Here is a 24,758-nt window from a genome sequence, read left to right on the forward strand (position 1 = left end):
TTATGATTTACAGATCAAAGCCCATGACTTCTTTCTTCTTTTTAGATTTGAAACGCTCTGGAACGATTTCCAATATTTCCCTAATTAAAGTATTAACAGCTTGTTTCTTGACAAAGTTTTGCGTCGTCACAACTGAAATTTCACGAACTGGTTCTGGTGCTTTGAAATACCGAACATGAGTTAATTCATCTTCATTGTAATTCATAATACTCAACTCGGGTAAGATAGTAATACCTGAATTAATATCTACCATACGCTTCAATGTCTCCACGGAACCGGTATTGTATTCAAAAGTTCCTTCCAAACCATAATTGTGCTTATAGTTGCAGATATTCAACACCTGACCACGCATACAGTGCCCTTCATTAAGCAACCATAATTTCTCGTCGGCAATATCATCCGTGCTTAAGATTTTCTTTTGAAAAAGATTACTTTTTTCCGAGACATATGCTACAAAAGTTTCATAGAAAATGGGAGTTTCAACGATATTGTTATCTGTCAAAGGCGTAGAAAGAATCCCACAGTCCAAAATCCCTTGTTTCAATTCCTGCACAATACGTTCGGTTGTATATTCCCAAATTTGCAATTTAACTTTAGGATACTTTTTTAAGAAAGCAGTAATGACATCCGGAAGCAAATATGGTGCAACCGTAGGAATTACGCCTACACGAAGTTCACCTTCTAACTCCCCCTTTTTCTCCTGTAAAATTTCATTGATTTTTTTGCTTTCCATCAACACTACGCGTGCCTGCTCAATGATTTTCAATCCCACTTCTGTTGGCACAACAGGCTGTCTACTGCGATCAAAAATCTTAACACCAAGGGATTCTTCCAACTTTTGGATTTGCATACTCAGTGTGGGCTGAGTTACAAAACATTTTTCTGCTGCTGCGACAAAACTTCTATACGTATCCACCGCAACAATATATTCCAGTTGAACTAAAGTCATTCTATAAATTTTTCTTATACAAAGGTAAGAAACCTATAAGTAAAACACATTAACAAAAGCTATTCTTCTCGTATCTTTTTAAATGCTTATAAAAGAATTCGTATTTTTGAGAAAATACATTTAAATATGAAATTAAATCTTAAGTCAGCAGCTTTAATCGCGCTTTTGTTTGGATCAGCGTCTGTATTTACAGCCTCTATACCAGACGAAGGAATGTTTCCTTTGAGCGAATTGAGCCGTGCAGGATTGAAAAAAGCCGGTTTGAAAATTAGTGAAAAAGATATTTACAATCCGGGACAAATTGGTCTAGTCGATGCTTTAGTACAAGTTTCAGGATGTTCTGGTTCTTTCGTATCGGGCAGTGGGCTTATTATCACGAATCATCACTGTGCATTTAGCGCGGTACAATTGGCTTCTACGCCTGAGCATAATTATTTAGAAAATGGTTTTGTAGCCCGTTCTCAAGAGCAAGAAATAGAAGCGAAAGGATTGACGATTCGCATTACAGATTCTTATGAAGATGTTTCAGTACGTATTTTAAATGCCGTAGCAAACATCTCCGACCCTATTAAACGTATCAACACCATCACAAAATTGCGTGAGCAAATTGCAAAAGAAGCTGAAGCCAAAGATCCAAGCATCAAAGCTGAAGTGTCGGAAATGTTTATCGGAAAAACATACGTCCTATTCCGATACAAAACTATTGAAGATGTGCGTCTCGTATATATTCCACGCCAAGATATTGGAGAATTTGGCGGTGAAACGGACAACTGGGTGTGGCCAAGACATACAGGAGATTTTTCATTTTTGAGAGCTTATGTAGGTCCTGACGGAAAACCTGCTAAGTATTCTAAAGATAATGTACCCTATAAACCTAAAAAATACTTGAAGGTAAATCCTAAAGGCGTAGAAGAAAATGATTTTGTGTTTATTTTAGGTTATCCAGGTCGTACATTCAGACACAGACCAGCACAGTTTATAGAATACCAACAAAAATTCTTGTTACCATTCACTTCTGAATTGTATGATTTTCAAAATCAGCAAATGGCTTTAGCGGGTAAAAATGATAAAGCAACGGAATTAGCATTAGCAACGCGCATTAAGCGTAATGCCAATGTGATGAAAAATTACCGAGGAAAACTTAAAGGTTTACGAAATATTGATTTAATTGGCACAAAGAAAAAAGAAGACCAAGAGCTAGAGAATTTCATCAATTCTAAACCAGAATTGAAAAGCAAATATGGCTCATTGATGCAGGATATTGACCAACATTATCAATTGGTTTTCTCTGATGCTTTGCGCGAGTTATGGTTTAATAATTTGTATTCGGGAATTCGTACAATGCAAGTTGCGAATGTGATTAATTCATTCAAGAATGCATTGATAAAACAAACTTCAGCAAGCAATCGTCAGCAAGTTTTTGATTTGAATATTGCCAATGTAAAAAAACAGCTTAATGCTATTTACGAGAGCTATAATGTAGATGTTGATAAAAATATTGCTGCAAAAATGTTTGCTGACGCAATGGCATTGACGGATAAACATCGTGTAGAAACAATCGCAAAAAGAAATTTCTCTTCCGATGATGCAGCTGCTGGATTCATTAAAAATGCAGTAGATAATTCTAAATTGAATTCTGCAGAAAGTCTTTATAATTCTGTTTTAAGAGATGCTAATACATTATTATCGTATTCAGATGACATTCTAACTATCCAACAGGAATTGGATGCCGAACACAGCATTTTCAAAGATGAATTAAAACGTCGTGAAGGAGTTTTAAATCGACTTATGGGAGATTATGTGGCTGTAAAAGAAGTTTTTCAATCGAAAAACTTTATTCCTGATGCTAACTCGACTTTACGCTTGACTTTTGGAAATATAAAAGGATATAGCCCTGCTGATGCTACCTATATGTCTCCGTTCACGACAGTAAAAGGTCTTATAGAAAAAGGTAATTCTGGAGATCCTGAATTTAACTACCCACAACCTATTAAAGAAGCATGGTTAGCCAAAAACTTCGGTCCATATGTAAGAAAAGGAACTAATGATGTCCCTGTAAATATCTTATACAATATGGATACTACAGGAGGAAATTCAGGTTCGCCAATCATGAACGCATACGGAGAACTAATCGGTGTGAATTTTGACCGTTCTTATGATGCGACAATTAATGATTTCGCTTGGAACGAAAGTTACAGTCGTTCTATCGGAGTCGACATTCGCTATGTCTTGTGGATTGCTGACAAAATTGACAATGCACAATTCATCATTAAAGAAATGGGAATTTAAAATTGGAAGAGGTGCTGAATGGCACCTCTTATACTATAAAAGACTTAAGCATGAAATATATCATTACAATAGCTGGTTTGTTTTGTAGTCTAATGACGTTTGGGCAAACCAAAATTGCAAATACGGAAGCTTTACAAAAAATAAATAACGAAGATGTTCAGCTCGTTGATGTACGAACTGATGAAGAATACAGCAAGAAGCATCTTAAAAATTCTATCCATATTAATTGGAATGATAAAGAAAACTTTGATGCTTTAGCTAGCAAATTAGATAAGAAAAAGCCAGTTTATGTGTATTGTTTGTCTGGTGGACGTTCCAATAAAGCTGCACAATATTTGTCGGAAAAAGGTTTCGAAGTATTTGATATTGAAGGAGGAATAATGAAATGGGAAGCATCAAATCTACCTTTAGTATCTGCCAACGAAAAAACAACAGGAATCAACCTTGACGCGTACGAATCTCTAACAAAAAGTCATCCAAAAGTGCTTGTTAACTTCTATGCGGAGTGGTGTGCTCCTTGCAAAGAATTGGCTCCAATAATTGATAAAATAGCTCAAAAGCAAGCAGATAATTTGAAGGTAATCAAGATTGACGCCGATGAAAACAAAGATTTACTTAAGCAACTGGGAATCTCAGGAATTCCCCAATTGTATATATTTAAAGATGGCCAAAAAACTTGGTCAAAATCTGGTTTAACTACTCTTAAAACTTTAGAGAAAAAATTAAAATAATGATGAATACTGCTACACTTATTATCGCTACATTATTTGGAAGTAGTGCCATCATCTTAGGCGCTTTTGGTGCTCATGCATTCAAGAAACTTATTTCAGCCGAAAAGTTAGCATCTTTTGAAGTAGGTGTTCGTTATCAAATGTATTCGACATTGATTTTACTGATTCTTGGATTTCAATTAAATTTTGATATTTATAGTGAACGCCTAGCTGTATATGGTATTACCGCAGGAACGATTCTTTTCTCTTTTAGCATTTACTTTCTGTCATTCGCCGAATATTGGAAAAAGAATTTGAAATTCTTGGGTCCCATTACTCCCCTGGGAGGACTTTTAATGATCATTGGATGGGGAGCATTATTGATCTCATTTTTGAAATAAGAAGAAAGCCTTTCGCTTATATTTTTCGTTAAGACCTTTATAATCATTAATAAACTTTCAATAATAATTCTATAATCATCTATATTTTGCGAGCAGATTTGTATATTGAATGATATCTTAATAAAAAAATAAAAGTCTAATAACCAATGAAAACTTTAGATATACAGCAAGAAACCGATTTATTAAATATTCTGGAAAAAAGATTTCACAAAAATTCCCACCGTCATCCCGAAGTGAAATGGGAAGAAGTCTATAAAAAATTAAAAGATAGTCCTCTAAAACTAAGTATATTATTCAGAATGGAAGAAACAGGTGGCGAACCTGATGTCATTTGCTGGGAAGGTAATGACAATGAAATAGTATTTGTAGATTGTGTTACAGAAACGCCGAAAGGAAGACGCAGTATTTGCTATGATCACGAAGCATTAGAAGCACGAAAGCAATATAAACCAGAAAATTCGGCAATCAATATGGCTGAGGAAATAGGAATAGAATTGCTAGATGAGAATCAATATTTTGAATTACAAAAATTTGGAGAATTTGATCTCAAGACCTCCAGCTGGATTAAAACTCCGAAAGAAATACGGGATCGCGGCGGAGCACTTTTTGGAGATAAAAGATTTGGTCGCCTATTTATTTACCACAATGGCGCTGATTCATATTATGGCGTTAGAGGTTTTAGAGGTTTTCTTCGCGTGTAATTTTCACTCCAAATAACTATCCATCTGTTCAATATTTCCTGATAAGTAAAAGAAATCTGATGATGCTATTCAAAAAATTAGGCTTTAATGCCCAAAACAAAATTAAAACCACAACGCTAGTTTTCTCCGTACTTTGTTTGATTCTTTTGACTAATCTTCAGGAACGCATGATGATCAAAAGAGTAAACGAGACAGTAACTTCTATTTACGAAGATAGAGTCGTGGTTGGCAATTATATCTTACTACTTTCTTACCATGTTGAAGAAATTATCCATCATCTTCAATCTAATGATCTTTCAGTCACTAAAGATGTTAAAACTATTCTTGATCAGATTGATTCGATAAATATCAAATATGATAAGACTTATCTGACAGAAATAGAAAAAGATAATTTTACAAGATTCACTTCTCTCATCACTGAGATGAAGAAACCCACTACTACATTAAAAAATCAAGAAGCTTTGCAGCAAAGTGTAGAAGCACTTCAAATCCTAAAAAAGTTATCTTCTATTCAGGTCGATGAAGGAAAAAATAAGTTAGATGAAGTCTTGAGCATGACAAATACGAGAAGTATACTCTCCTATTTAGAGATTGTGATAATCATTATTATTTCTATACTCATACAGAAAATCGTATTATCCGCAAAACCATTAGCAGTCAAAAAGCAAACTAATGATCATCATTTAAATTAAAAGTCACTTAATATAATCCACACAACTCATTGATTATCAACAGAAGGCACTAAAATTTTATTAAAATACAATATTTTGTGTATATTGCAAGACTGAATGTAAAACCCATTTTTACTAAAGTATTCTATCTATTGAACAAACATATGAGCAAAATATCTGTGCTTTATGTAGACGATGAAGAAAACAACTTGTTTTCTTTCAAAGCTACTTTCCGTCTTAAGTATAATGTACATACCGCTATTAGTGGTAATGAAGCATTAGAAATTATTAAATCAACGCCTATCGACATCATTATTACCGATCAGAGAATGCCAGAAATGACAGGTGTTGAATTTTTAGAAAAGGTTATAGATATCAATGCGGAGCCAATACGTATTTTGCTAACTGGCTATACGGACATGGGAGCAGTAATAGATGCTGTCAACAAAGGAAAAATCTTTCATTATCTGACTAAACCATGGAGCGAAGAAGAATTGGATGATACGATTCAACGCGCTTATCAAATCTATTCAGATCGGAAATCCACAATGGAAAAATTTTCGCAGCTGGAAGTATCAAATGAACAATTGGAATTTCTATTAAGACAAAAGCTTTTGTCTTAATAGAAAAGCTATTTACTAGGAATCTGAATAGTAAATTTAGTTCCTTTTCCTAATTCAGATTCGACTTGTATAGTTCCCTTGATCTTGATTAGAGCGGTATTCACATTGTATAATCCAAATCCCATACCTTGTGACTGATTGCTCGCTCTATAAAATAATTTAAAAATTTCTTCTTTAGCCTCTGTTGGAATACCAATACCATTATCTTTTACTTCAATGGTGGCTATTCCTTTAGCTACTTTTATTGTTACATGTATAAATTTATTAGCTTCGCCTTCTCTTTGGTATTTGAAAGCATTACTCAATAAATTGTGCATGATAAGCTCAATTAAAGAAATATCACTTTTGAAATTAGTAGGTTGATCTACTTCAACTTTAAAATCAATTTGCGTTCGCTCTACGGATACTTGATAAAATTCCCTCAGATTATTAGCGACTTCATTAAAATCAATATCTTTTAAAAGCAACTCTCCTCTTCGCAATAAATAATAATCCCTTAAACTGTCGATATATTGATCAAGCTTCAATATAGAGCCTTGCATCATCTTCAACAGTTCATGAATATCTTTCACTTTATCATAGCCTAAAGCATACGTAATCGCAGACAAAACACCAGTCAATGGATCTCTAAGATCATGGCTAATACTGTAGGCAAACTTATCCAATTCATCATACGCTTTTTGCAATTCTTCATTGCGAACATCTAATAAAGAGGTTGCGATGTAAAACTTATTAGCTTCTTCTATAGAAGAGATAATATCTTCATTGATCCAAGGTTTACGAACGAATTTGAATATATTTCCTCTGTTGATGGCATCAATAACTACACTCATATCTGCATATGCAGTCAGTAGAATGCGTATTGGTCGAGGATATTCCTTTCTTACTCGCGCAAGAAAATCTACCCCCAATTCATCAGGCATACGTTGATCACAGAAAATGATTCTTATATTAGGATTCTCTGCTAATATTTTTTCTGCTTCCTTTGTGTTGGAAGCTATATGGATGATGTAATCCAATCTGAAATTTGCTTTAAATCCCAACAGGTTATTTACCTCATCATCAACATACAAGATTTCAACTTTTTCCATAATACTCATTTAACTAAACAGTCTGCTTTATTGGAATAACGATAATAAAAGTCGTTCCTTCGCCTACTTCAGACTCAATTAATATTTTTCCATTGTGCTTGTCTACCGTATTGTATGCAATAGACATGCCCAGTCCTGTCCCTTCACCCACATCTTTGGTTGTAAAGAATGGTTCGAAAATTCTATTCTTGATATCTTCAGGTATACCTATTCCATTATCAGCTATCTTGATGAATATAGAATTACCATCCTCGTACAGACCTGTAGTTATTTGTAATTCGCCCCCATAATCTTCTGAAAATTTCTTATCAATGGCATATATAGCATTCGAAAGGATATTTAGAAACACTTGATTCAATTTCCCTGCGTAACATTCCACAAAAGGGATATCACCATAGGATTTGCTCACCTTGATTTTATCTTTAACTAAACTATTCAAGATGACCATCGTCGATTCTACACCTTCGTTGATATCGGCAAATTTTAAAGTATCTTCATCTACTCGTGAGAATACCCTTAAACTTTTCACAATCTCTGCCGTGCGACTTGCTCCTTCGTGCATACCCTTAAGCAAGAATTCCACCTCTGTCTTTAGGTAGTCCATATCGAGCTCATGCTTATATTTTTGAATCCAAGTAGATTTTTCTTCAAAAGACAGCTCTGCGTTCAATGCTAAGCTTTCGAATTCTTTAATGGCTTCCCAAATCATATCTATATCTCGACGCAAAGGAGCTACGTTGGAGGTTACAAAATTGATTGGATTGTTTATTTCATGCGCCACGCCCGCTGTAAGCTGACCTAATGATGCCATTTTTTCCGCTTCCACCAGTTGAGATTGTGTTTCTTTCAAATGCGTAAGCGTTGTTTGCAAAGACTCATTACTTTCCGTCAATTCTCGCGTGCGTTCTTCTACTTTTTGTTCTAACATTACATTCTGCTCTCTAATTAATCGTTCATTGTCCAGTAGTATTTTAAGTGCTTTGGATTGGGATTCTTCTTTCTCTTTGCGATAGACATTTATTTTATCCCCAAGGGCGAATGACAGGAGAATTGCCTCAATTACCGACCCTACTTGAATAGAACGTAAAGTAAAAAAGTTGTACGGTAACACATTAAAATCTTTGAGCACATACACTAATACACTAATTAAAAATATACACCATGCAAAAAGAAAATATTTTGTCTGTCGATATTTCTCGCGAGACAATCGAAAAGCTAATACCAATACGATCGTAGATCCTCCACCAGCAACAATATTGACCATTTTGTAGGCTGGAGTTATTATTCCCGCGAGTAATAATCCAATAGCGATAAGGTAACCACCTATAAAAATATTCAATAGCTTATTGAATCTTGGAGATTCCTCTTTCGTTTGTAAAAATGACTTAACGAAAAATATCGCTGCCAATCCAGAAAGAGCTCCAGTCAAAGTTAAAAGGCGACTTTTAATCCAAGTGCTTTCTATAGCCAACAGTGGCTCCAATAATCCTAGAATGGCCAATTGTGCTACTACTACCCAAAAGATATAGTTTACATAGGTGAAATAATGTGATTCTCGTGTGGAGAAATAAAGAAAAATATTATAGAGAATCATGGAAAGCATGAGACCTATATATATTGCCGAGAAAATATCCGATTGCAATAAAGTATCAAACAAGCTTTCGGGACTATGGATAGAAATCGGTGCAGAAAGCTGTGTATGATTAAAAAGTTTTAAATAACATTCTACTTGTTCACCTTTTTTAACCGGAACTTCAAATAGGTAGAATTGATGATGGAATTCAAATTTCTTTCTAGATATCCTCGCATCTGCATTTAAACTATCGACTTTGCCATTATGAACCCAATAAAAGACTACTTCATCAATACCAACTTGGGAAAGATTAATAACTAAATCGTCTATATCGCAAACATTTTTTACCGAAAAACGAATCCAATTATTCGAACCATCCACACCCAGGTTAGGTACATCTTGATTACTATCAACAAACTTATTTCCCATTTGAACAATCTGTTCAAAAGAGAGTGTTCGCGTAGGATCCTTTAAAATAGAAATATTTTTACCTATATATTTGCCATTACTTTCTTTTGAGAAAACAACGGGACTATAAGCAAATGCGTTTAAATAAGACGCGAATATTAATATAACTAAAAGAATAACTCTAAAATTCATAGGAAGATTGTATATAGATTATTCCTCAGTTCTTATCAAACTTTCTACATCGACATAATGTCTTGCAGATGGGACAGAATGTCCCAGTAATATTTCACGACATACTGTAGTGGTAATAGCCCCTCCTAGAAACACCTCAGAGGCCAATTGTGGCCATGATGCTAATGATTTATTTATTTCTGGTAGAGATTGTTTCATCCTGTTCGAAAGATTAGCAGCATTCACTATTTTCATCAGATAGCCCATTTTTTCTTCTGGGGATAATGTAGAAAGTTTTTCCGCTGTTAATCCATCCGCTAAACCATGAAACAAGGGCCTTCCAGGTTCCAAATCAAATCGCTCAATATCCAACATTCCTTTATCATTGGTATCCATCACAACAGGAATACCAGCTTTACGCGCTTCTAATCTACTTTTTATTTTGACTTCAAAACTATCGCACACCTCAACTAATACATCTACGCCTCCGTTGCCTTTCAAAAAAGCCTCAAAATTATTTTCTGCGACACCTTCCGGATAGATTTCTACATCAAGAAAAGGATCTATCTCTGCAATTTCTCGTGCTGCAATGACTACTTTGGGTACCGAAAGATTGAAAACCCCCGCACGAAGTCTATTCATATTGCTCAAATCCAGCGAATCAAAATCAGCTAACCTTAAACTTCCACAAATACGCTCCATCGCAATGGTTAGTGCTATAGACTGTCCTACAGACAAACCAATTACACCAATCTTTTTAGAAGCTAACTTCTGTTGTTCTTCTTTAGAAATTTTTAGCTGATTACGATTTGTTCTTACCTCAATAAACTCCCTCTCATCCAGAATATGAACCAATGACTTTCTCCAAGGATAATATACCCAGACACCAAACTCCTCGACAGTTTTATTTCCTAGAATTTCTTTTCGTAACACTTCCGCTTCTTGCTCACTCACGCCCATCGGGAAACGGCAACGAATTAATTCTTTAATCTGTCTTTCAATTTCATCGTACGTAAAAGCAATATCACCTATTTTTTTAAGGTCATTCAAAGCGTCCTTTTCTTCTTTATTCGAAATACGGAAGAAAGTAGGTTTATAAGGAAATTGGTTTTCCAAGATGTCTTTCATATTTATAGCGTCAATATTTGTTTAGTTACATTATTTGAATATCGCTGTCCTCCGCATACTTATCCAATCCAGCTCTTCTAGGAGCATTGGCTATCACCTCATTGATATCCCAACTTCCTTTAAGATCAAGTTCCAGTTGATATTGAATTTCAATTTCCTTGGAACGTAACATTTCGATTCGAGTGCAATTTTGGGTATTACGTAAGGCTAAAATTGCATTCTTATCTTCCTCGGAAGCCAATTCCAAGGTATTAACATCCTCCAAAATCATTGTTGTCGCTAAGAGATCCAATTTGGGATAATAAAATGTACCATTATTTCCTACACCAGTTTCCTGCCTATATCCTACACTTTTTGTAAGATTGATAGTATAAGGAGCACATAAGGCGAACAAGGATTTGATGCCTATATGAGGAGCAATCGCGATAGCAGCTCTTGTCAAAAAAATACTGCCAATTCCGTATCCAGCAATTTCTCGCGAGTTCCAAAGACCGCAACCTTCGCCAGTTCCTTCTTGTCCGTACTCCCATACCAAATCAAAAATCTTAGGATCCATCTTTCCAGTAGCTTCCTCAATAGGAAGAGGTTGATTACCTCCAGCTACATGTATACGCGCACCACCATAGACGTTTTCACCGTCTAATGATTCTACAATAAGTACAAATGCGGCGGGATTATACATCCAATCGTTTTTGGATGAAGTAACTTTTTTTACGCCAATCGCTGTGAGGACGTGTTCATGCCCCGCAATAAAGCGTTCGCAAGTTTTCGGATCATCTATAGCTCTAAAAGCTCTTAATCGTACTACAGGCCTTCCTTCTTTGAATACTAGTGCCACTTTAAAATAATCAATAAAATGAAATGTATAATATATTGAATGTCAACAAAGCTACTTCATTAACAATCCATACGGTTATAATAGATTCTCGTTATATTTATCCAAAATCTGATAAATCCCTTCCCTATCAATCGGTTTGATTATATATTCTTTGATGAATTTATATTCTTGTAATTTTCCTATATCTAATGAACTTTTTGAAGAACTAACTATGTATATCGGTGCGGTATGAATAAATTCAAAGCTATTAACCACCAGGTTTTCTACTAATTCCCAACCATTCATAAATGGCATATTAATATCAATGAAAACCATATCAGGATATAAATTAGGCGCATCTTTTATCGACAAAAAATGATCCCAAGCTTTTTTACCGTCCGAAAAAACTTCCACATCTATCTTTCTAGAAGGATAATCTTCCAGAAATTTTTTAAATAAGAAACAGAAGATAGCGTTATCTTCTACTAGCGTTACGCGCATTGAACTCATAGGTAGTAATCCCTTTTGTACTAATTTATTATGTATTGCTACAATATTCTAATAATAACCATCCGAGCTACTATCAAATAATACTTCACAGGTCATTCACAATAAAACTCTAGAATACAAAAGGTTAGATTGAATCGATTATCTACAATAATCAAAATGTTTTCATAGCAAATATATCCTAATATTCCCCAAAAAGAATGATTAGTCTACTGCAAAATACAAAAACTTTTTATTAGCCCATAAAAGATTTGAATAATATTAGATATAAACTATGATATTTTTAAATATCCTGCGCAATAGCGAATCCCGCCGCCCAAGCCCATTGGAAATTATAGCCACCAAGCCAACCTGTAATGTCAACAGCTTCACCACCGAAATATAAACCAGGATTTTTCTTTGACTCCAAAGTTTTAGGGTTTAATTCTGAAGTAGAAATACCTCCACGCATCACCTCAGCCTTGTCATAACCTTTGTCACCAGCTGGTTTGACTTTGAATTTGTGAATAGTTTCGACTATTAGCTTTGCATCAGCTTTACTCAGCGAAGCAATTTTAATATCCAATGGCAAGAATTTACCCAATGCATCGACCATTTTTTTAGTAAAGTAATCGTTTAGCATCTGCCCTACCAAACGCTTACCGCCACTGTTGCGCTCTTGCTTAATGACATCTTCTAATTTGAATTTTGGAAGCAAATCAATTGTAAAAGTTTCACCAGCTCTCCAATATGAGGAAATCTGCAAAACAGCAGGTCCACTCAAGCCCCAATGTGTGAAAAGAATATTCTCTTCAAACGAAATCTTATCATTGTACACACGCGCAAAAACGGAATTACCTGATAAAGAAGCATACCAGTCTGCGTCTTTTCCGGTAATCGTCAACGGAACCAAAGCAGGCGCAGTTTGTACGATTTCCAACTCAAACTGACGCGCTACACGTAATGCAAAATCCGAAGCGCCTAACTTTTGAACAGGCAAACCACCTGAAGCAAAAACTACTTTCTTAGATTGCAAAACTTCTTCTTTGCCATTCCGTTCTATCGAGAGCTCATAGCCGCTTTCAACTTTTCGAGCAGCTTTTACCAATGCATTCAGCCATAAATCTTGTCCTGTTTCAAAAAGCAATTTGGTAAAAGTAGCGACTATATCCTTAGCCTTATTCGTTGTTGGAAAAAGTTGACCTAATGTCTTTTCTTGCGGTTTAATACCTCCAAAATTTTCAAAAAACTGAATGGTATCTTCTACTGTCCATTGTGAAAAGACAGTATTTAAAAATTTTGGATTTTCAGAAACGAAATTTTCTACGGAAGTGCCTAGATTGGTATAATTACAACGTCCTCCACCTGAGATGAGAATCTTAGCACCTGGCTTTTCATTGCGCTCGAGAACTAACGTTTTCTTGCCCAACAATCCTGCCTGTGCAGCACACATCAATCCACAAGCTCCCGCACCAATTATTATTGCGTCGTAATTCACCACTATTTTTCTATTAGAATGCCAAAGATAGGTCGTCTTAGGAAATATGGCAAGTTAATAATAAGTAAAAAGTTAGAAGTAGGAAATTAGAAATAGAAAATAAAAACGTTATTGTTCCCAGTCACTTCAACGAAAGGAGAAGTCTATTATTCGATCTCTAACCATATTTCTTTTCGCTTGAAAAAATGAAAAGATATAGAGAATGAAAACAAAAATCCCGAAGTATACCTAACTCCGGGATTTTAATAAACTAATATTTTGAAGAAATCAGTTCACCTTCAACTGGTACAGTTCTTTTTTCTCGCCAAGAAATATCACCCAACTCCAAAATACGAATTACATCTCGAGCTTCTTCTGGCTTGATATATAAAGCCTCTTCTCCACGCAAAGTAGCTACTATATTCTTATAAAAATCCTGCCCTGTACCCACTTCGCTTAATACATATTCTTGTACATCTTTTCCATTTTCCAACAAAGACAAGGAACCTTGTATATCAGCTGGCTCTACTCCCCAATCCGCCTTTGATTCTGGTCTTACACCTGCACGGAGTAAATTCTCTTGAGGGTCTACACCTCGTTTTACAAAAGAACCATTCATACCATAGATAGCAAATCGAGGTGTAGGTTCTTTCGCTAGCATTTGACCTTTTAAGGTTACTTTTAGTCTTGGATAAGATAAGATATATTCGAAATCGTCAATTGCTTCCGCACCGTCCCGCTGTACCCGTAGATCGGCAAACACCGATTCGGGATGACCAAATAACTGCAAAGCTTGGTCTATCAAATGTGCACCTAAATCGTAATGTATTCCTGATCCTGGACCTGCTTGCTCGCGCCACGCGCCTGGTCTTAAAAAATTACGGAAACGGTCAAATCGAGCTTCATAACTCACTACTCGACCCAATCGACCTTCTGCTAACACACGTTTAACCGTTTTATAATCGGAATGAAAACGTGCATTATGATGAACAGAGAGTAACAATCCCTTTTCTTTTGCTAATGCAATTAACTCATCCGCTTCTGTTGTAGTATTAGTGAATGGCTTTTCTACAATGACATGTTTACCAGCTTCCAAAGCTTGTTTTGTCAGACTGTAGTGCACATCATTGGATGTCGCTACTACTACAATATCCACTTCGGGATCATTAATAATATCATCAGCTGATAATCCCCCAATCGCATCAGGGTAACGCTCAGCTAACATTTTTTGTTGCTCCTCTTTACGAGCTGTTACTTTATATAATTGTAAATCTGGATTGCTTGCAATAAATGGCGCATGAAAAACATGTCCCCCAATTGAAAAACCAATTAATCCTACTTTATATCTTTTCATAATTTTATTGTTACATATAAGATGCCAAATATAGTCAGCTATAAGCGCAAAAAAAATAATCTAACCCAAATAGGTTAGATTATTTCACTAAGTATATTTAGAAATAATGAATTACATTCTATCCGGAACTTGAATTCCTAACAATCGCATAGATTCTGCGATTACTTTCGCTGCTGAAGCCGATAAGTGTAAACGGAAAGTTTTCACGTTAGCATCTTCTGCTTTCAGGATTGTCTCTTCGTGATAGAATTTATTGTATAATCTAGCGACTTCGTATGCAAAGTTTGCTAATTGCGCTGGCGAAAATTCTTTTGCAGAAGCCTCGATTACATTCGGGAACTCAGCTAAAGCTTGAATCAAATCACGTTCGTATGAAGATATTGTTGCAGGTACAGTTACCGCAACATCAGTTGTGAATTCCGCTTTGCGTAATACCGATTTGATACGAGCGTGCGTATATTGAATAAAAGGACCTGTATGACCTTGGAAATCCACCGATTCATTCGGGTCAAACAATAGACGTTTCTTAGGGTCAACTTTCAACAAGAAGTATTTCAAAGCCCCCATACCAATAGTATTGTATAACTCTAACTTCTCTTCTTCTGAAAATCCTTCTGTTTTACCTAATTCTTCCGTACGAGATTGAGCGGTTTCAATCATTTCAGCCATCAAATCATCAGCATCCACCACTGTTCCTTCACGAGATTTCATCTTACCTGATGGTAAATCCACCATACCGTAGGACAAGTGGAACATACCCTCAGCCCAAGACTTACCTAATTTTTTCAAAATAGTAAACAACACTTTGAAGTGATAATCTTGCTCATTACCTACGACGTAGATTGATTCGTCCATGCCGAACTCATCGTATTTCAATTGTGCTGTACCTAAATCTTGTGTGATATACACCGAAGTTCCATCACCACGTAAAACCAATTTTTGGTCTAAACCTTCATCCGTCAAATCAATCCACACGGAGTTGTCTTCTTTCTTGAAGAAAACACCTTTGTCAAGACCTTCTTGGATAATATCTTTACCTAGTAAGTAGGTATTTGATTCATAATAAAACTTATCAAAGTTAACGCCCAATTGGTTATATGTTTTCTCAAAACCAGCATACACCCAACCGTTCATCATCGTCCACAAAGCAATAACTTCTTTATTGCCTGCTTCCCATTGACGCAACATTTCTTGCGTTTCCAACATCAAAGGCGCATTTTTCTTTGCTTCCTCTTCTGTTTGTCCTTCTGCTTTTAAGGCTTCGATTTCTTTCTTGTATTCTTTGTCAAATACCACATAGTATTTACCTACTAAATGGTCACCTTTCAAGCCTGAGGATTCGGGTGTTTCGCCATTACCAAATTTCTGCCAAGCCAACATAGACTTACAGATGTGGATACCACGGTCATTTACCAAGTTCGCCTTTATAATATCGTAACCATAAGCTTTCAAAATCTCCGCTACCGAATAACCTAACAGGTTGTTGCGGATGTGACCTAAGTGCAAGGGTTTATTGGTATTAGGCGAAGAATATTCCACCATTAACTTTTTACCATTTGCTGGGAACTTACCAAAGTTTTCAGCTACGATTGTATTATTCAATAAAGCAATCCAATAGGTATCCGATAAAGAGATATTTAAGAATCCTTTTATCACATTGAATGCCGAAATAGGATCTATATTTTGTTGTAAATACTCCCCTATCTCTGTACCAGTTTGTTCTGGTGATTTTTTCGAAAAACGAGTTACTGGAAAAGTAACGATAGTAATTTGACCTTCAAATTCTTTTCTCGTCTCTTGCAGAGAAATCTGTGTTTCTGGAATATCAGCACCATAAAGCGCTTTGACAGCGGCAACAGTTTGTTCAACTAGCGTTTGTTGTATCGAATTAGCCATGTAAATATTGCGTAATAATTCTATCTTTCTGATAATGAACAGGAAAAATAACACCCTAGGTATTTAGGTATTCATTTCGAAAGTATATCTTTGCAAAAATAATAAAAAATGCAGAGCTATCAGGAATTTCTTGACTTAAGTGTTGGTTTTCCCCAAGACGGATTCGAAATCATCGACGACGAATTGTATTTCCACGATTTGAACTTGATGGAAATGATTGAGACGTATGGCACGCCATTGCGTTTTACCTACCTACCTATTGTCAGTAAAAAAATACAACAAGCGAAAATCTTGTTTCAAACCGCAATTTTGAAACACAACTATCGCGGGTCTTATAAATACTGTTATTGTACGAAATCATCGCACTTCAAACATATTGTAGAAGAAGCGTTGAAAAATGATATCCACTTAGAGACTTCATCAGCCTTTGATATGCCGATGATTGATTCTTTGGAGCGTCAAGGTACGGTAACTAAAGATATTACTGTCATCTGTAATGGTTTCAAAACATATCAATACAAGCAGTACATTATTGATATGATTCATGATGGATACAAGAATATCATACCAGTATTGGATAATAAAGAAGAATTCAACTTGTACGATGATGAAATCGAATTAGAAGAGCCTTGTGCTTTGGGTATTCGTATTGCATCAGAAGAGCAACCAGATTCTCAATTCTATACTTCACGTTTAGGTATTCGTCAAGAAGATGTTATTGAATTTTACAATAACAAAATTGCAGATAACCCTAATTTCAAAGTGAAATTATTGCACTTCTTCATTAACTCAGGTATCTCGGATACACCATATTACTGGAATGAGTTGGAGAAATACGTAACACTTTACTGTAAATTCAAGAAAATCAATCCAGATTTGGATACATTGGATATCGGTGGAGGTATGCCTTTCAAAGATTCATTGGTTCATGATTTCGACTATGAATACATGGTGAATGAAATCGTAAACCGCATCAAACAAATCTGTGCGCACCACGAAGTAATGGAACCAGATATCATTACTGAATTTGGTAAATACACCGTGGCCGAAGCTTCAGGCATCTTATACAAGGTATTAGGCCGTAAACAACAAAATGACCGTGAAAAATGGTTTATGATTGATGGTTCGTTCATCACCAACTTACCTGATGTTTGGGCGTTGAATCAAAAATACATTTTGTTGCCAATAAATAACTGGGATTCGGAATATGAACGTGTCAACTTAGGTGGTATCACATGTGATGGTCAAGATTATTACAATCAAGAGGCACACATGAACTCCGTATTTATGCCTAAAACTCGTAAAGTACAATATCTAGGATTCTTCCATACGGGTGCTTACCAAGACGTATTATCTGGTTATGGTGGTATTCACCACTGTTTGTTGCCATCACCTAAGCACGTATTGATACGTCGCAATAGAGACGAAACTTTCAACTATGAAGTTTTCGGTGAAGAGCAAAACTCCAAACAAGTAATGAAACTATTGGGATACCAATAGAAAAGATAAAAGAAACGCTGTTCAAAATCTGAACAGCGTTTTTTGTTTATTACTAATGGAGAATTTAAATTATTTAATCGCAACAGGTACGAATACAATTTCTTTATACCCATCTTTTTCGTACAATACGCCAATCGAATTCTTCTTCAATAAAACTATATCGCTATAGGCAGCATATGCCCCTCCTTTATATCCCTCCGGACTTTTCGCTACTACTTTGTTAAAATGCCAGGTTTTGCCTTGATCTTTGGATAAGCGTAAAGTCAAGTTATCTCGTTTATTTTCATCAGCGGCATTGCTGTGTGCCAGGATAAATTTCTTACCTTTTTTCCATGATAATACCGATGCTTGATTTATGGGATCAGGAAGATTAGTATCAGGAGCTGAAGAAATCCAAGTTTGACCGCCATCATGAGAAATAGAAATGATACGTGTTTTCGGGGTGTAAGATTGATTTCTAGACGACATATACACGGAATTCTCTCCTATTTGCGCCGCTAAAGATTCATTTGTACTGGCAAAAGGAACTTTCTCACTCAACTTAAAAGTTTTACCATGGTCATCCGAATAGTAGGCATGTGCATTCCAATCCTTATTTCCAGGAAGTGGATCCCCAGCATTGTGATTGCCTGCGATATAAATTCTTCCTTTGTTTGGTCCAGACACAAACTGAAAACCATGTCCTGGCGTATTAGCATACGTACGCCAATCTTCTTTGAAGTTGTATTCAGGATTGATTTGTGGTTGCTTTGGCCTATGCACTTGTGCTGTAATATTTACAGGCTGAGACCAAGATTGACCACCATCATTCGATACGATGTACCATACCTCTCGCAAGCCTTTCCCTTTGCGCACATCTCCTTCGTGGTCATTTCCCGTATTGTAAAATAAGAAAACTCTACCTTTTGGATATGCTGGATCTAACAAGTCCACTACTGGAGCTGGATTACCTGCTTGCAATTTGTCATAATCGACAGCAATTTGAAGTTTGCCCCAAGTCTTTCCGCCATCTTTACTTACCTTATATACAATATCTACATTTCCAAAATCGCCAGCATGATCCACACGGCCTTCCGAAAAAGCAATTAAATCTCCTGATTTTCCTTTCACAATAGCTGGAATACGATAACTCGCATAGCCATCATCTCCAGATTTGAAAACAGTCACATCCTGCGCCATCAGCACAAAAGAAGCCGTGATAGCACAGACACTTAAAAATAGTTTCTTCATAGTATTTAGTGTTTATTTATTTATTTCTTCTTCAACAGGAATAAACGTGAACATCCATTTTGCAGGATTGTCCCAAGTTCTTCCTCTAAACTCTGCTACTGGCAATTTCAATAGCACCTCATTGCAACCTTTTTTCAACGAAATCATCGTTGGCTCTCGGTAAGAATACCCTTCATCAAGCAACGGCACTTCCAATTCACCTTTCTGTCCTGCTTGCTTCCAAACAGGAGGTGCAATACGCTGACCATTTACAAAAGCTTGACTGCCTTTATTATCCCAAGTATCTAATTCTGGTGTATCCGTCAAGTAAGATCTAGAGTGATTATTGAATCCAATCCAAAAAGGTTTTACCATATCTTTATCTGCCCAAATTTTTGTTCGCGCGTAATACGTCGTATTAGCTTTTGGATTTTGAATAGCAGTCTGAATAATATTCCCAAACCAATGCTTCAATATCACCGTGCCTCCTTCAATACTTTGATCAACTTCTAAGTTCGAATCAAAAGGGTTTTGTTCTGGTTCAAAAGATTTATGTACATCTCCTTCATTCGCATAAGGACCGATCAATTCCCATTTAATACCTATTTGCGAAACATAAGGGAATGGTCTATCTTGGAAATATTGCTTTTTATGATGCATTAATCGCTTTTCAAATTCAACAAAATCAGTATAATCTGAATCATCAGAAGATACGATATTGGCTAACCAACCTGCACGACCTCCACCCTGCCAAATACGCTCGGCAAAGGTCAAGAGCGCTGGATAAATAGCACTATGATAAAACATGTCTATAGGTTTTGCAACCGCTCTATCCGGCCACGAACATAAGGTAGCACCTATTAAGTTTTTATGTTCCTTATCCACTTCACCTACTTGTCGGTGATAAAGTGTGGTTACCGTTTCCAACGGATCCATATGATTAATGTACAAATGTTTGGATTCGATATACACCAAATCTCCTTTTTCTTCAATCAATCTTGGACCGCCCATCCACATCTGACGAATAGTTTGAGGTTTTAAATTACTACCCGGATCCCAGCCTATCGTCTTTTTATAACCCAATTGTTCAACAAATCGAGTTATCTCAGGCATAATGTTTTTGTTTGTAATTTTTACTTCATCCCCACCGATGTGAAAGATTTCCAATTCAGGAAAATTCTGTCTGAATTCAGCTAAAAGTTCTTTAATATATTTAATCCCTTCTTCGGATTGCATGTCAACACCAAAGAATCGTTTGAATGCCGCACTGTGTCCCGGCATATCAATTTCAGGCAGCAACGTGATATGTCGCTCCTTACAATATTGGATTAACTCTTTAAAATCTTGCTTCGTATAATATTGTCCTTTCCAACGCGTCATCACAGAAGCATCTGTTAAACCTGGATATTTATCACTTTGCAAACGCCAAGCAATATCTTCCGTAAAGTGAAAATGCAATACATTCAATTTGTATTGGGCCATCACATCGATTTGCTCTTTAATCATTTCCATTGGTTGGAAATTTCGTCCTACATCGATTAAATAAGCTCTCCACGAAAAAGCAGGTTCATCTTGAATATTAGCAAACTGAATTTTCTTATGGTCAACAGAAAATTGTCGCAATGTTTGTAAACCATAGAAAATTCCTCTTGGTGAATGTGATGTTATTTTTATTTCTTTACTATTAATCAAAAGATTATACGCATCTTCCTTTCCTATTTGTTGAGTTGAAATAGCAAGATTGATAGCAGGAATTCCTTTTCTTTTTTGAACAATCTTAATGCCCCAATCATTAAGAATAGAAGTTAAAAGCTTATATTCATTCGCTAAATTTATATTAGCGTCATTGATATAAACACCTTTACTCAGGTCTAATTTTCCCTCAGCCCATTCCGCTTTTATAGGCTTAGGAATAATATTCTCTTGACTCAAACACCATATTGGCGTATGCAAAATAAACAAAGCGATAATGAAATAAATCATTCTTAATATCATAATTCTATCTTAATCGATTTTTAAACTAAATGTAGAAACAGGTACTCCCGAATCGCTAATTAAATTTCCCTCACTATAAGGTTTATATCCATATTGTATATATTTAATCAAGCGAGAATCTATGGGAATGACAATGCAGTTTTGTTCTATTTTAGCATGGTTCACTTCTACTATTTCCCCCATGTACGTGACATATTGAAGTTCAGAAATGGACTTACCATCGATTGTTCTTAAACTCTTACAGTTATTAAATTCTACAACAAGCTTATTCTTATCTTTTTTGTAAGTAATTGGTTGAGGAGAATCAGCAATAATATTTTCCTTATAACTATGTTGTCTGATCAAATCAGCCAACCTCTTCCCCACAATTAACTTATTCATAGGATGTACATCAGTAGGATGTCCGACATCCGAAGATACTGCCATGTATACATGGGGAATAGCATTAGACAATCTGCGTTGCGAATCTCTAAAATCTGGCCAAGAAGGTCTATTGATACTTGATAATTGAACAAAATAGAAAGGTAGGTCTGCTTTAAAAGCTTTTCGCCAAGAATCGACCATAACCTTGAAAACATATTCATGATGTTCAATATTATGTGCATTGCTTTCACCTTGATACCACAATATACCTTTCACCTTCGTATCCAGCCATTTTGACAAGCCTGCCTCGAAATTGTAAGAAGGATCATATGGATGACGCTGATGTTTTACTACAGATTGTGCAATATTTTTCGCCCCACGCTCACGACAAAAATCTTGGACGAAGTCCGAAGCTTTCCAAGTATGAATGTATGTCGCTAACAGGTTATCGTGTTCTAAAACTGTTCTAGGAATCCATGATTCAGTATTCGAACCTCCGACTGAAATATCAATGATACCAATAGGAACACCTTGCGATTTGTACAATTCTACAGCTGTCATATACGCTATTGCTGAGAATTCTGCTACGGATTCTTGAGTAGATTTTTGCCACTGTCCAATGAAATATTCCAACTCGTTTACTTTATCCAAAGTGTGGGAATCCCATGTTGTATTATAAGTTTCAACTAAATTTTTATTCTTAAAAATTCTGATTTTTTCAATTGAGTCTGTTTGATGTATTATAGTATCAGCTCTTAAAGCTGCACGCAAATGAAAAACCATATTAGACTGACCTGATGACAAATATACATCCCCAAATAACACATCACTTAAACTTATTATTTCCTTTGAAGCAGTTATATCAATGGTATAGGGACCGCCTGCAGACTGTGCAGGAATTTCAACTTCCCAATTCCCTAAATCACTAGCTATAGTAGTAAAGGTTTTCGAATTAAACTTAACATGGATTTTTTGACCTGCTGAAGATTTACCTTTTAATTTATTCACAACATGGCGTTGAAACACCATATGATTCCCCAAAGTCTCATGTAAAGATAACGGCTGTGTAATAGGGTTTAAATACAAAGAAACATTCTTCGCAAGCAATTCTGCTCCCCTTGCATTGGGATGTAAGTAATCATCAAATAAATCAATCCGTGATGCTAGAATTGCATGATTATCTATCAGCTTTGCGCAATTAGCTATCGCAATTCCAGGAATCAATGTTTGTATCTGATCAAACCAATCTCTCGTGCCTGACAAGAAACGACGATGACCACTAAAGATCGGAGTCATCTTACAGACGAATACTTCTAATTGGGGATTTACTTTCTTAAAATCATCAATTAAATTGCTATAATCCCCCAAAAATTCATTCTTGTAATTAGGCCAATTCCTAGGATCTGTATCATTCAAACCTAAAGCAACGACAATTATATCCGGCTTAAAGGCTAAAGCATCTTTATAAGCTTGTGTTTTGTGATAAGGATTATGCCCCTTTCGTAATAACGTGGCTCCTGAATGCCCAAAATTTCCTACCACAAATTCATCCCCCAATAATTGTTGTAATTGCGAAGGATAACTTTTACTCGAGTCTTGAATTCCATATCCTTTGGTAACCGAATCTCCAATACATGCTACTCGCTTCTTTGCAGAAACTTGCAAGACGATAAATAATAGACATATAAAAGAGAAACTCTTAAACAGGTTTTTCATTATATTTTGGTCTTAAAACTGCTAATTGAATTATTAATACCATCAACACAATAATAGCTAATAGTGCAAAATCTGTCCCCAAGTCGCCTTTATCTGCAGAAGCTCCTAATAAATTGGTAATATAAGCACCTGCAAATACACCCACCATATTCATAATACCATAAGCCGTAGCGCGATATTTAGAAGTTACAAATTGACAAAGAATAGGCATATTGTTCGCGTCAAACATTCCAAATCCAAATCCAAAGATTAATCCCGCACCTACAATCGCATAAATAGTACTACCATATCCAATCAAAATGACTGCAGGAATAGTCAAAGCTAAACCAATGGCACTAGTATAAACGCGCCCTTTTATATTTTTTTGAACCCATTTATCCGAAATAATACCACCAAAAATTACACCTAGCAAAGAAGAAAATGCGATAGTAATGGTAGACAGTGGACCAGCCTTTTCCATGGGAATATTTAGATTTTCAGCAAACAAAGTAGGGAGCCAGTTTTTAGTTGCCCAACCTGGTAAACTTGGCACAGCGAAATATAATAGGATTACCCAAAAGGCAATATTTCCAAAAAGAACAGTTATACCTTTGAAAATTGGAACCCTCTCTTGGAATTCTTTTACAGGCTGAGCTCTTTCTGTTGTTTCAAATAAAGTAAAACTTAAGATTAAAGCATAGGCTATTCCTATAAACCCGAAAATAATGAATGTATTCTGCCACGATAAACTCGACGCAACGGTGGCGCCAAAGCCGCCCAATGCCTGACCAAAGTATAATCCTGTCATATGTATTCCCACAGCCAAAGACCGCGTCTTGTCCGAATGATAATCAGCTATCAATGAAAGTGCTGCTGGAATATAAATAGCTTCACTAACTCCCATCACAGCGCGCAAAAAGTACAATTGCTCATACGAGGTAGCATAGCCCATAGTTAGTGTGACTCCAGACCATACAAATAAACTCGAAATGATTAACCATTTACGATTTATCTTATCCGCCAATATCCCAGCTATAGGGCTCATACAACCATATATCCAAAGGAAAATAGCCATTAGATTCCCAAATATCGCAGCACTTTCTAAAGATTTAATATCCAAAGCCATCGCAGGACGCATCGTGGATAATATTTGCCTATCCATGTAATTCAACAAGGCAACAAACCACAATAGACCTACTACGATCCAAGGATATATTTTGCTGTTTTTCATAATTTAGATGTTGGTTATAG

The 24,758-nt window shown here is 35.9% G+C and carries 20 protein-coding genes; 7 read left to right on the forward strand and 13 right to left on the reverse strand.

The genetic code is table 11. The features are described 5' to 3' along the window. Positions 1–7 precede the first annotated feature (7 nt). On the reverse strand, positions 8–949 hold the full coding sequence (locus tag G5B32_RS06935) for a hydrogen peroxide-inducible genes activator (protein ID WP_165290820.1): 942 nt from the start codon (positions 947–949) through the stop codon (positions 8–10). Between the two features lie 126 nt (positions 950–1,075). Here G5B32_RS06935 and G5B32_RS06940 point away from each other — a divergent pair, with 126 nt between their 5' ends. From G5B32_RS06940 to G5B32_RS06965, 6 genes are all read left to right on the forward strand, one after another. After that, the gene (locus G5B32_RS06940) at positions 1,076–3,238 is read left to right on the forward strand and encodes a S46 family peptidase (RefSeq protein WP_165290821.1); all 2,163 of its coding nucleotides are present in this window, start codon (positions 1,076–1,078) and stop codon (positions 3,236–3,238) included. 50 nt (positions 3,239–3,288) lie between these two features. Continuing rightward, on the forward strand, positions 3,289–3,969 hold the full coding sequence (locus G5B32_RS06945; protein ID WP_165290822.1) for a thioredoxin domain-containing protein: 681 nt from the start codon (positions 3,289–3,291) through the stop codon (positions 3,967–3,969). Next, positions 3,969–4,349 (forward strand): DUF423 domain-containing protein, encoded by a 381-nt coding sequence (locus tag G5B32_RS06950; protein ID WP_223815391.1) that lies wholly within the window; start codon positions 3,969–3,971, stop codon positions 4,347–4,349. The genes G5B32_RS06945 and G5B32_RS06950 overlap by 1 nt, the downstream gene beginning before the upstream one ends. Before the next feature lie 146 nt (positions 4,350–4,495). Continuing rightward, entirely contained in the window at positions 4,496–5,050 is a 555-nt protein-coding gene (locus G5B32_RS06955) for a DUF4256 domain-containing protein (protein ID WP_165290823.1), read from the forward strand. 59 nt (positions 5,051–5,109) lie between these two features. Then, a complete protein-coding gene (locus G5B32_RS06960; RefSeq protein WP_165290824.1) occupies positions 5,110–5,742 on the forward strand; it encodes a hypothetical protein in 633 nt (210 codons plus the stop codon). Between the two features lie 143 nt (positions 5,743–5,885). Beyond that, positions 5,886–6,344: a response regulator gene (locus G5B32_RS06965; RefSeq protein WP_165290825.1), complete on the forward strand. Its 459-nt coding sequence runs from the start codon at positions 5,886–5,888 to the stop codon at positions 6,342–6,344. Positions 6,345–6,352: 8 nt separating this feature from the next. On the opposite strand, the gene G5B32_RS06970 is transcribed toward G5B32_RS06965, so the two are convergent. The 8 genes from G5B32_RS06970 to argS form a co-directional block, all read right to left on the reverse strand. After that, positions 6,353–7,435: a hybrid sensor histidine kinase/response regulator gene (locus G5B32_RS06970; protein WP_223815390.1), complete on the reverse strand. Its 1,083-nt coding sequence runs from the start codon at positions 7,433–7,435 to the stop codon at positions 6,353–6,355. A 13-nt stretch (positions 7,436–7,448) separates the two neighbouring features. Then, the gene (locus tag G5B32_RS17455; protein WP_165290826.1) at positions 7,449–9,608 is read right to left on the reverse strand and encodes a 7TM diverse intracellular signaling domain-containing protein; all 2,160 of its coding nucleotides are present in this window, start codon (positions 9,606–9,608) and stop codon (positions 7,449–7,451) included. Positions 9,609–9,626: 18 nt separating this feature from the next. Then, the gene (locus G5B32_RS06980; RefSeq protein WP_165290827.1) at positions 9,627–10,715 is read right to left on the reverse strand and encodes a ThiF family adenylyltransferase; all 1,089 of its coding nucleotides are present in this window, start codon (positions 10,713–10,715) and stop codon (positions 9,627–9,629) included. A gap of 25 nt (positions 10,716–10,740) precedes the next feature. Continuing rightward, on the reverse strand, positions 10,741–11,553 hold the full coding sequence (locus G5B32_RS06985) for a hypothetical protein (protein WP_165290828.1): 813 nt from the start codon (positions 11,551–11,553) through the stop codon (positions 10,741–10,743). Between the two features lie 75 nt (positions 11,554–11,628). Next, positions 11,629–12,042, reverse strand: coding sequence for a response regulator (locus G5B32_RS06990; RefSeq protein WP_165290829.1), 414 nt, complete (start codon positions 12,040–12,042; stop codon positions 11,629–11,631). Between the two features lie 280 nt (positions 12,043–12,322). Next, positions 12,323–13,516 (reverse strand): NAD(P)/FAD-dependent oxidoreductase, encoded by a 1,194-nt coding sequence (locus G5B32_RS06995; RefSeq protein WP_165290850.1) that lies wholly within the window; start codon positions 13,514–13,516, stop codon positions 12,323–12,325. A 250-nt stretch (positions 13,517–13,766) separates the two neighbouring features. Further along, a complete protein-coding gene (locus G5B32_RS07000; protein ID WP_165290830.1) occupies positions 13,767–14,849 on the reverse strand; it encodes a Gfo/Idh/MocA family oxidoreductase in 1,083 nt (360 codons plus the stop codon). 111 nt (positions 14,850–14,960) lie between these two features. After that, positions 14,961–16,745 (reverse strand): arginine--tRNA ligase, encoded by a 1,785-nt coding sequence (gene argS / locus G5B32_RS07005; protein WP_165290831.1) that lies wholly within the window; start codon positions 16,743–16,745, stop codon positions 14,961–14,963. Positions 16,746–16,853: 108 nt separating this feature from the next. Here argS and G5B32_RS07010 point away from each other — a divergent pair, with 108 nt between their 5' ends. Further along, positions 16,854–18,245 (forward strand): arginine decarboxylase, encoded by a 1,392-nt coding sequence (locus G5B32_RS07010; protein WP_165290832.1) that lies wholly within the window; start codon positions 16,854–16,856, stop codon positions 18,243–18,245. A gap of 69 nt (positions 18,246–18,314) precedes the next feature. Here G5B32_RS07010 and G5B32_RS07015 read toward each other — a convergent pair whose 3' ends face one another. Genes G5B32_RS07015 through G5B32_RS07030 form a run of 4 tightly spaced genes read right to left on the reverse strand, consistent with a single transcriptional unit; the run spans position 18,315 to position 24,738 of the window. After that, positions 18,315–19,475, reverse strand: a complete 1,161-nt coding sequence (locus tag G5B32_RS07015; RefSeq protein WP_165290833.1) for a sialidase family protein — start codon at positions 19,473–19,475, stop codon at positions 18,315–18,317. A 12-nt stretch (positions 19,476–19,487) separates the two neighbouring features. Beyond that, on the reverse strand, positions 19,488–21,449 hold the full coding sequence (locus tag G5B32_RS07020) for a family 20 glycosylhydrolase (protein ID WP_206366821.1): 1,962 nt from the start codon (positions 21,447–21,449) through the stop codon (positions 19,488–19,490). A 9-nt stretch (positions 21,450–21,458) separates the two neighbouring features. After that, entirely contained in the window at positions 21,459–23,528 is a 2,070-nt protein-coding gene (locus G5B32_RS07025) for a GDSL-type esterase/lipase family protein (RefSeq protein ID WP_165290834.1), read from the reverse strand. Further along, positions 23,512–24,738, reverse strand: coding sequence for an MFS transporter (locus tag G5B32_RS07030; protein ID WP_165290835.1), 1,227 nt, complete (start codon positions 24,736–24,738; stop codon positions 23,512–23,514). The genes G5B32_RS07025 and G5B32_RS07030 overlap by 17 nt, the downstream gene beginning before the upstream one ends. Positions 24,739–24,758: the final 20 nt, after the last annotated feature.

The organism is Sphingobacterium sp. SGL-16 (assembly GCF_011043515.1).
Lineage (GTDB): Bacteria > Bacteroidota > Bacteroidia > Sphingobacteriales > Sphingobacteriaceae > Sphingobacterium > Sphingobacterium litopenaei.

Coding starts and splice junctions, on each gene's coding strand:
- G5B32_RS07020 (WP_206366821.1), bottom strand. CDS start 21,449: ATGATATTAAGAATGATTTATTTCATTATCGCTTTGTTTATTTTGCAT.
- G5B32_RS07025 (WP_165290834.1), bottom strand. CDS start 23,528: ATGAAAAACCTGTTTAAGAGTTTCTCTTTTATATGTCTATTATTTATC.
- G5B32_RS07030 (WP_165290835.1), bottom strand. CDS start 24,738: ATGAAAAACAGCAAAATATATCCTTGGATCGTAGTAGGTCTATTGTGG.
- G5B32_RS07000 (WP_165290830.1), bottom strand. CDS start 14,849: ATGAAAAGATATAAAGTAGGATTAATTGGTTTTTCAATTGGGGGACAT.
- G5B32_RS06955 (WP_165290823.1), top strand. CDS start 4,496: ATGAAAACTTTAGATATACAGCAAGAAACCGATTTATTAAATATTCTG.
- G5B32_RS06980 (WP_165290827.1), bottom strand. CDS start 10,715: ATGAAAGACATCTTGGAAAACCAATTTCCTTATAAACCTACTTTCTTC.
- G5B32_RS06970 (WP_223815390.1), bottom strand. CDS start 7,435: ATGGAAAAAGTTGAAATCTTGTATGTTGATGATGAGGTAAATAACCTG.
- G5B32_RS17455 (WP_165290826.1), bottom strand. CDS start 9,608: ATGAATTTTAGAGTTATTCTTTTAGTTATATTAATATTCGCGTCTTAT.
- G5B32_RS06960 (WP_165290824.1), top strand. CDS start 5,110: ATGATGCTATTCAAAAAATTAGGCTTTAATGCCCAAAACAAAATTAAA.
- G5B32_RS06950 (WP_223815391.1), top strand. CDS start 3,969: ATGATGAATACTGCTACACTTATTATCGCTACATTATTTGGAAGTAGT.
- argS (WP_165290831.1), bottom strand. CDS start 16,745: ATGGCTAATTCGATACAACAAACGCTAGTTGAACAAACTGTTGCCGCT.
- G5B32_RS06965 (WP_165290825.1), top strand. CDS start 5,886: ATGAGCAAAATATCTGTGCTTTATGTAGACGATGAAGAAAACAACTTG.
- G5B32_RS06935 (WP_165290820.1), bottom strand. CDS start 949: ATGACTTTAGTTCAACTGGAATATATTGTTGCGGTGGATACGTATAGA.
- G5B32_RS06990 (WP_165290829.1), bottom strand. CDS start 12,042: ATGAGTTCAATGCGCGTAACGCTAGTAGAAGATAACGCTATCTTCTGT.
- G5B32_RS06945 (WP_165290822.1), top strand. CDS start 3,289: ATGAAATATATCATTACAATAGCTGGTTTGTTTTGTAGTCTAATGACG.
- G5B32_RS07010 (WP_165290832.1), top strand. CDS start 16,854: ATGCAGAGCTATCAGGAATTTCTTGACTTAAGTGTTGGTTTTCCCCAA.
- G5B32_RS06940 (WP_165290821.1), top strand. CDS start 1,076: ATGAAATTAAATCTTAAGTCAGCAGCTTTAATCGCGCTTTTGTTTGGA.
- G5B32_RS07015 (WP_165290833.1), bottom strand. CDS start 19,475: ATGAAGAAACTATTTTTAAGTGTCTGTGCTATCACGGCTTCTTTTGTG.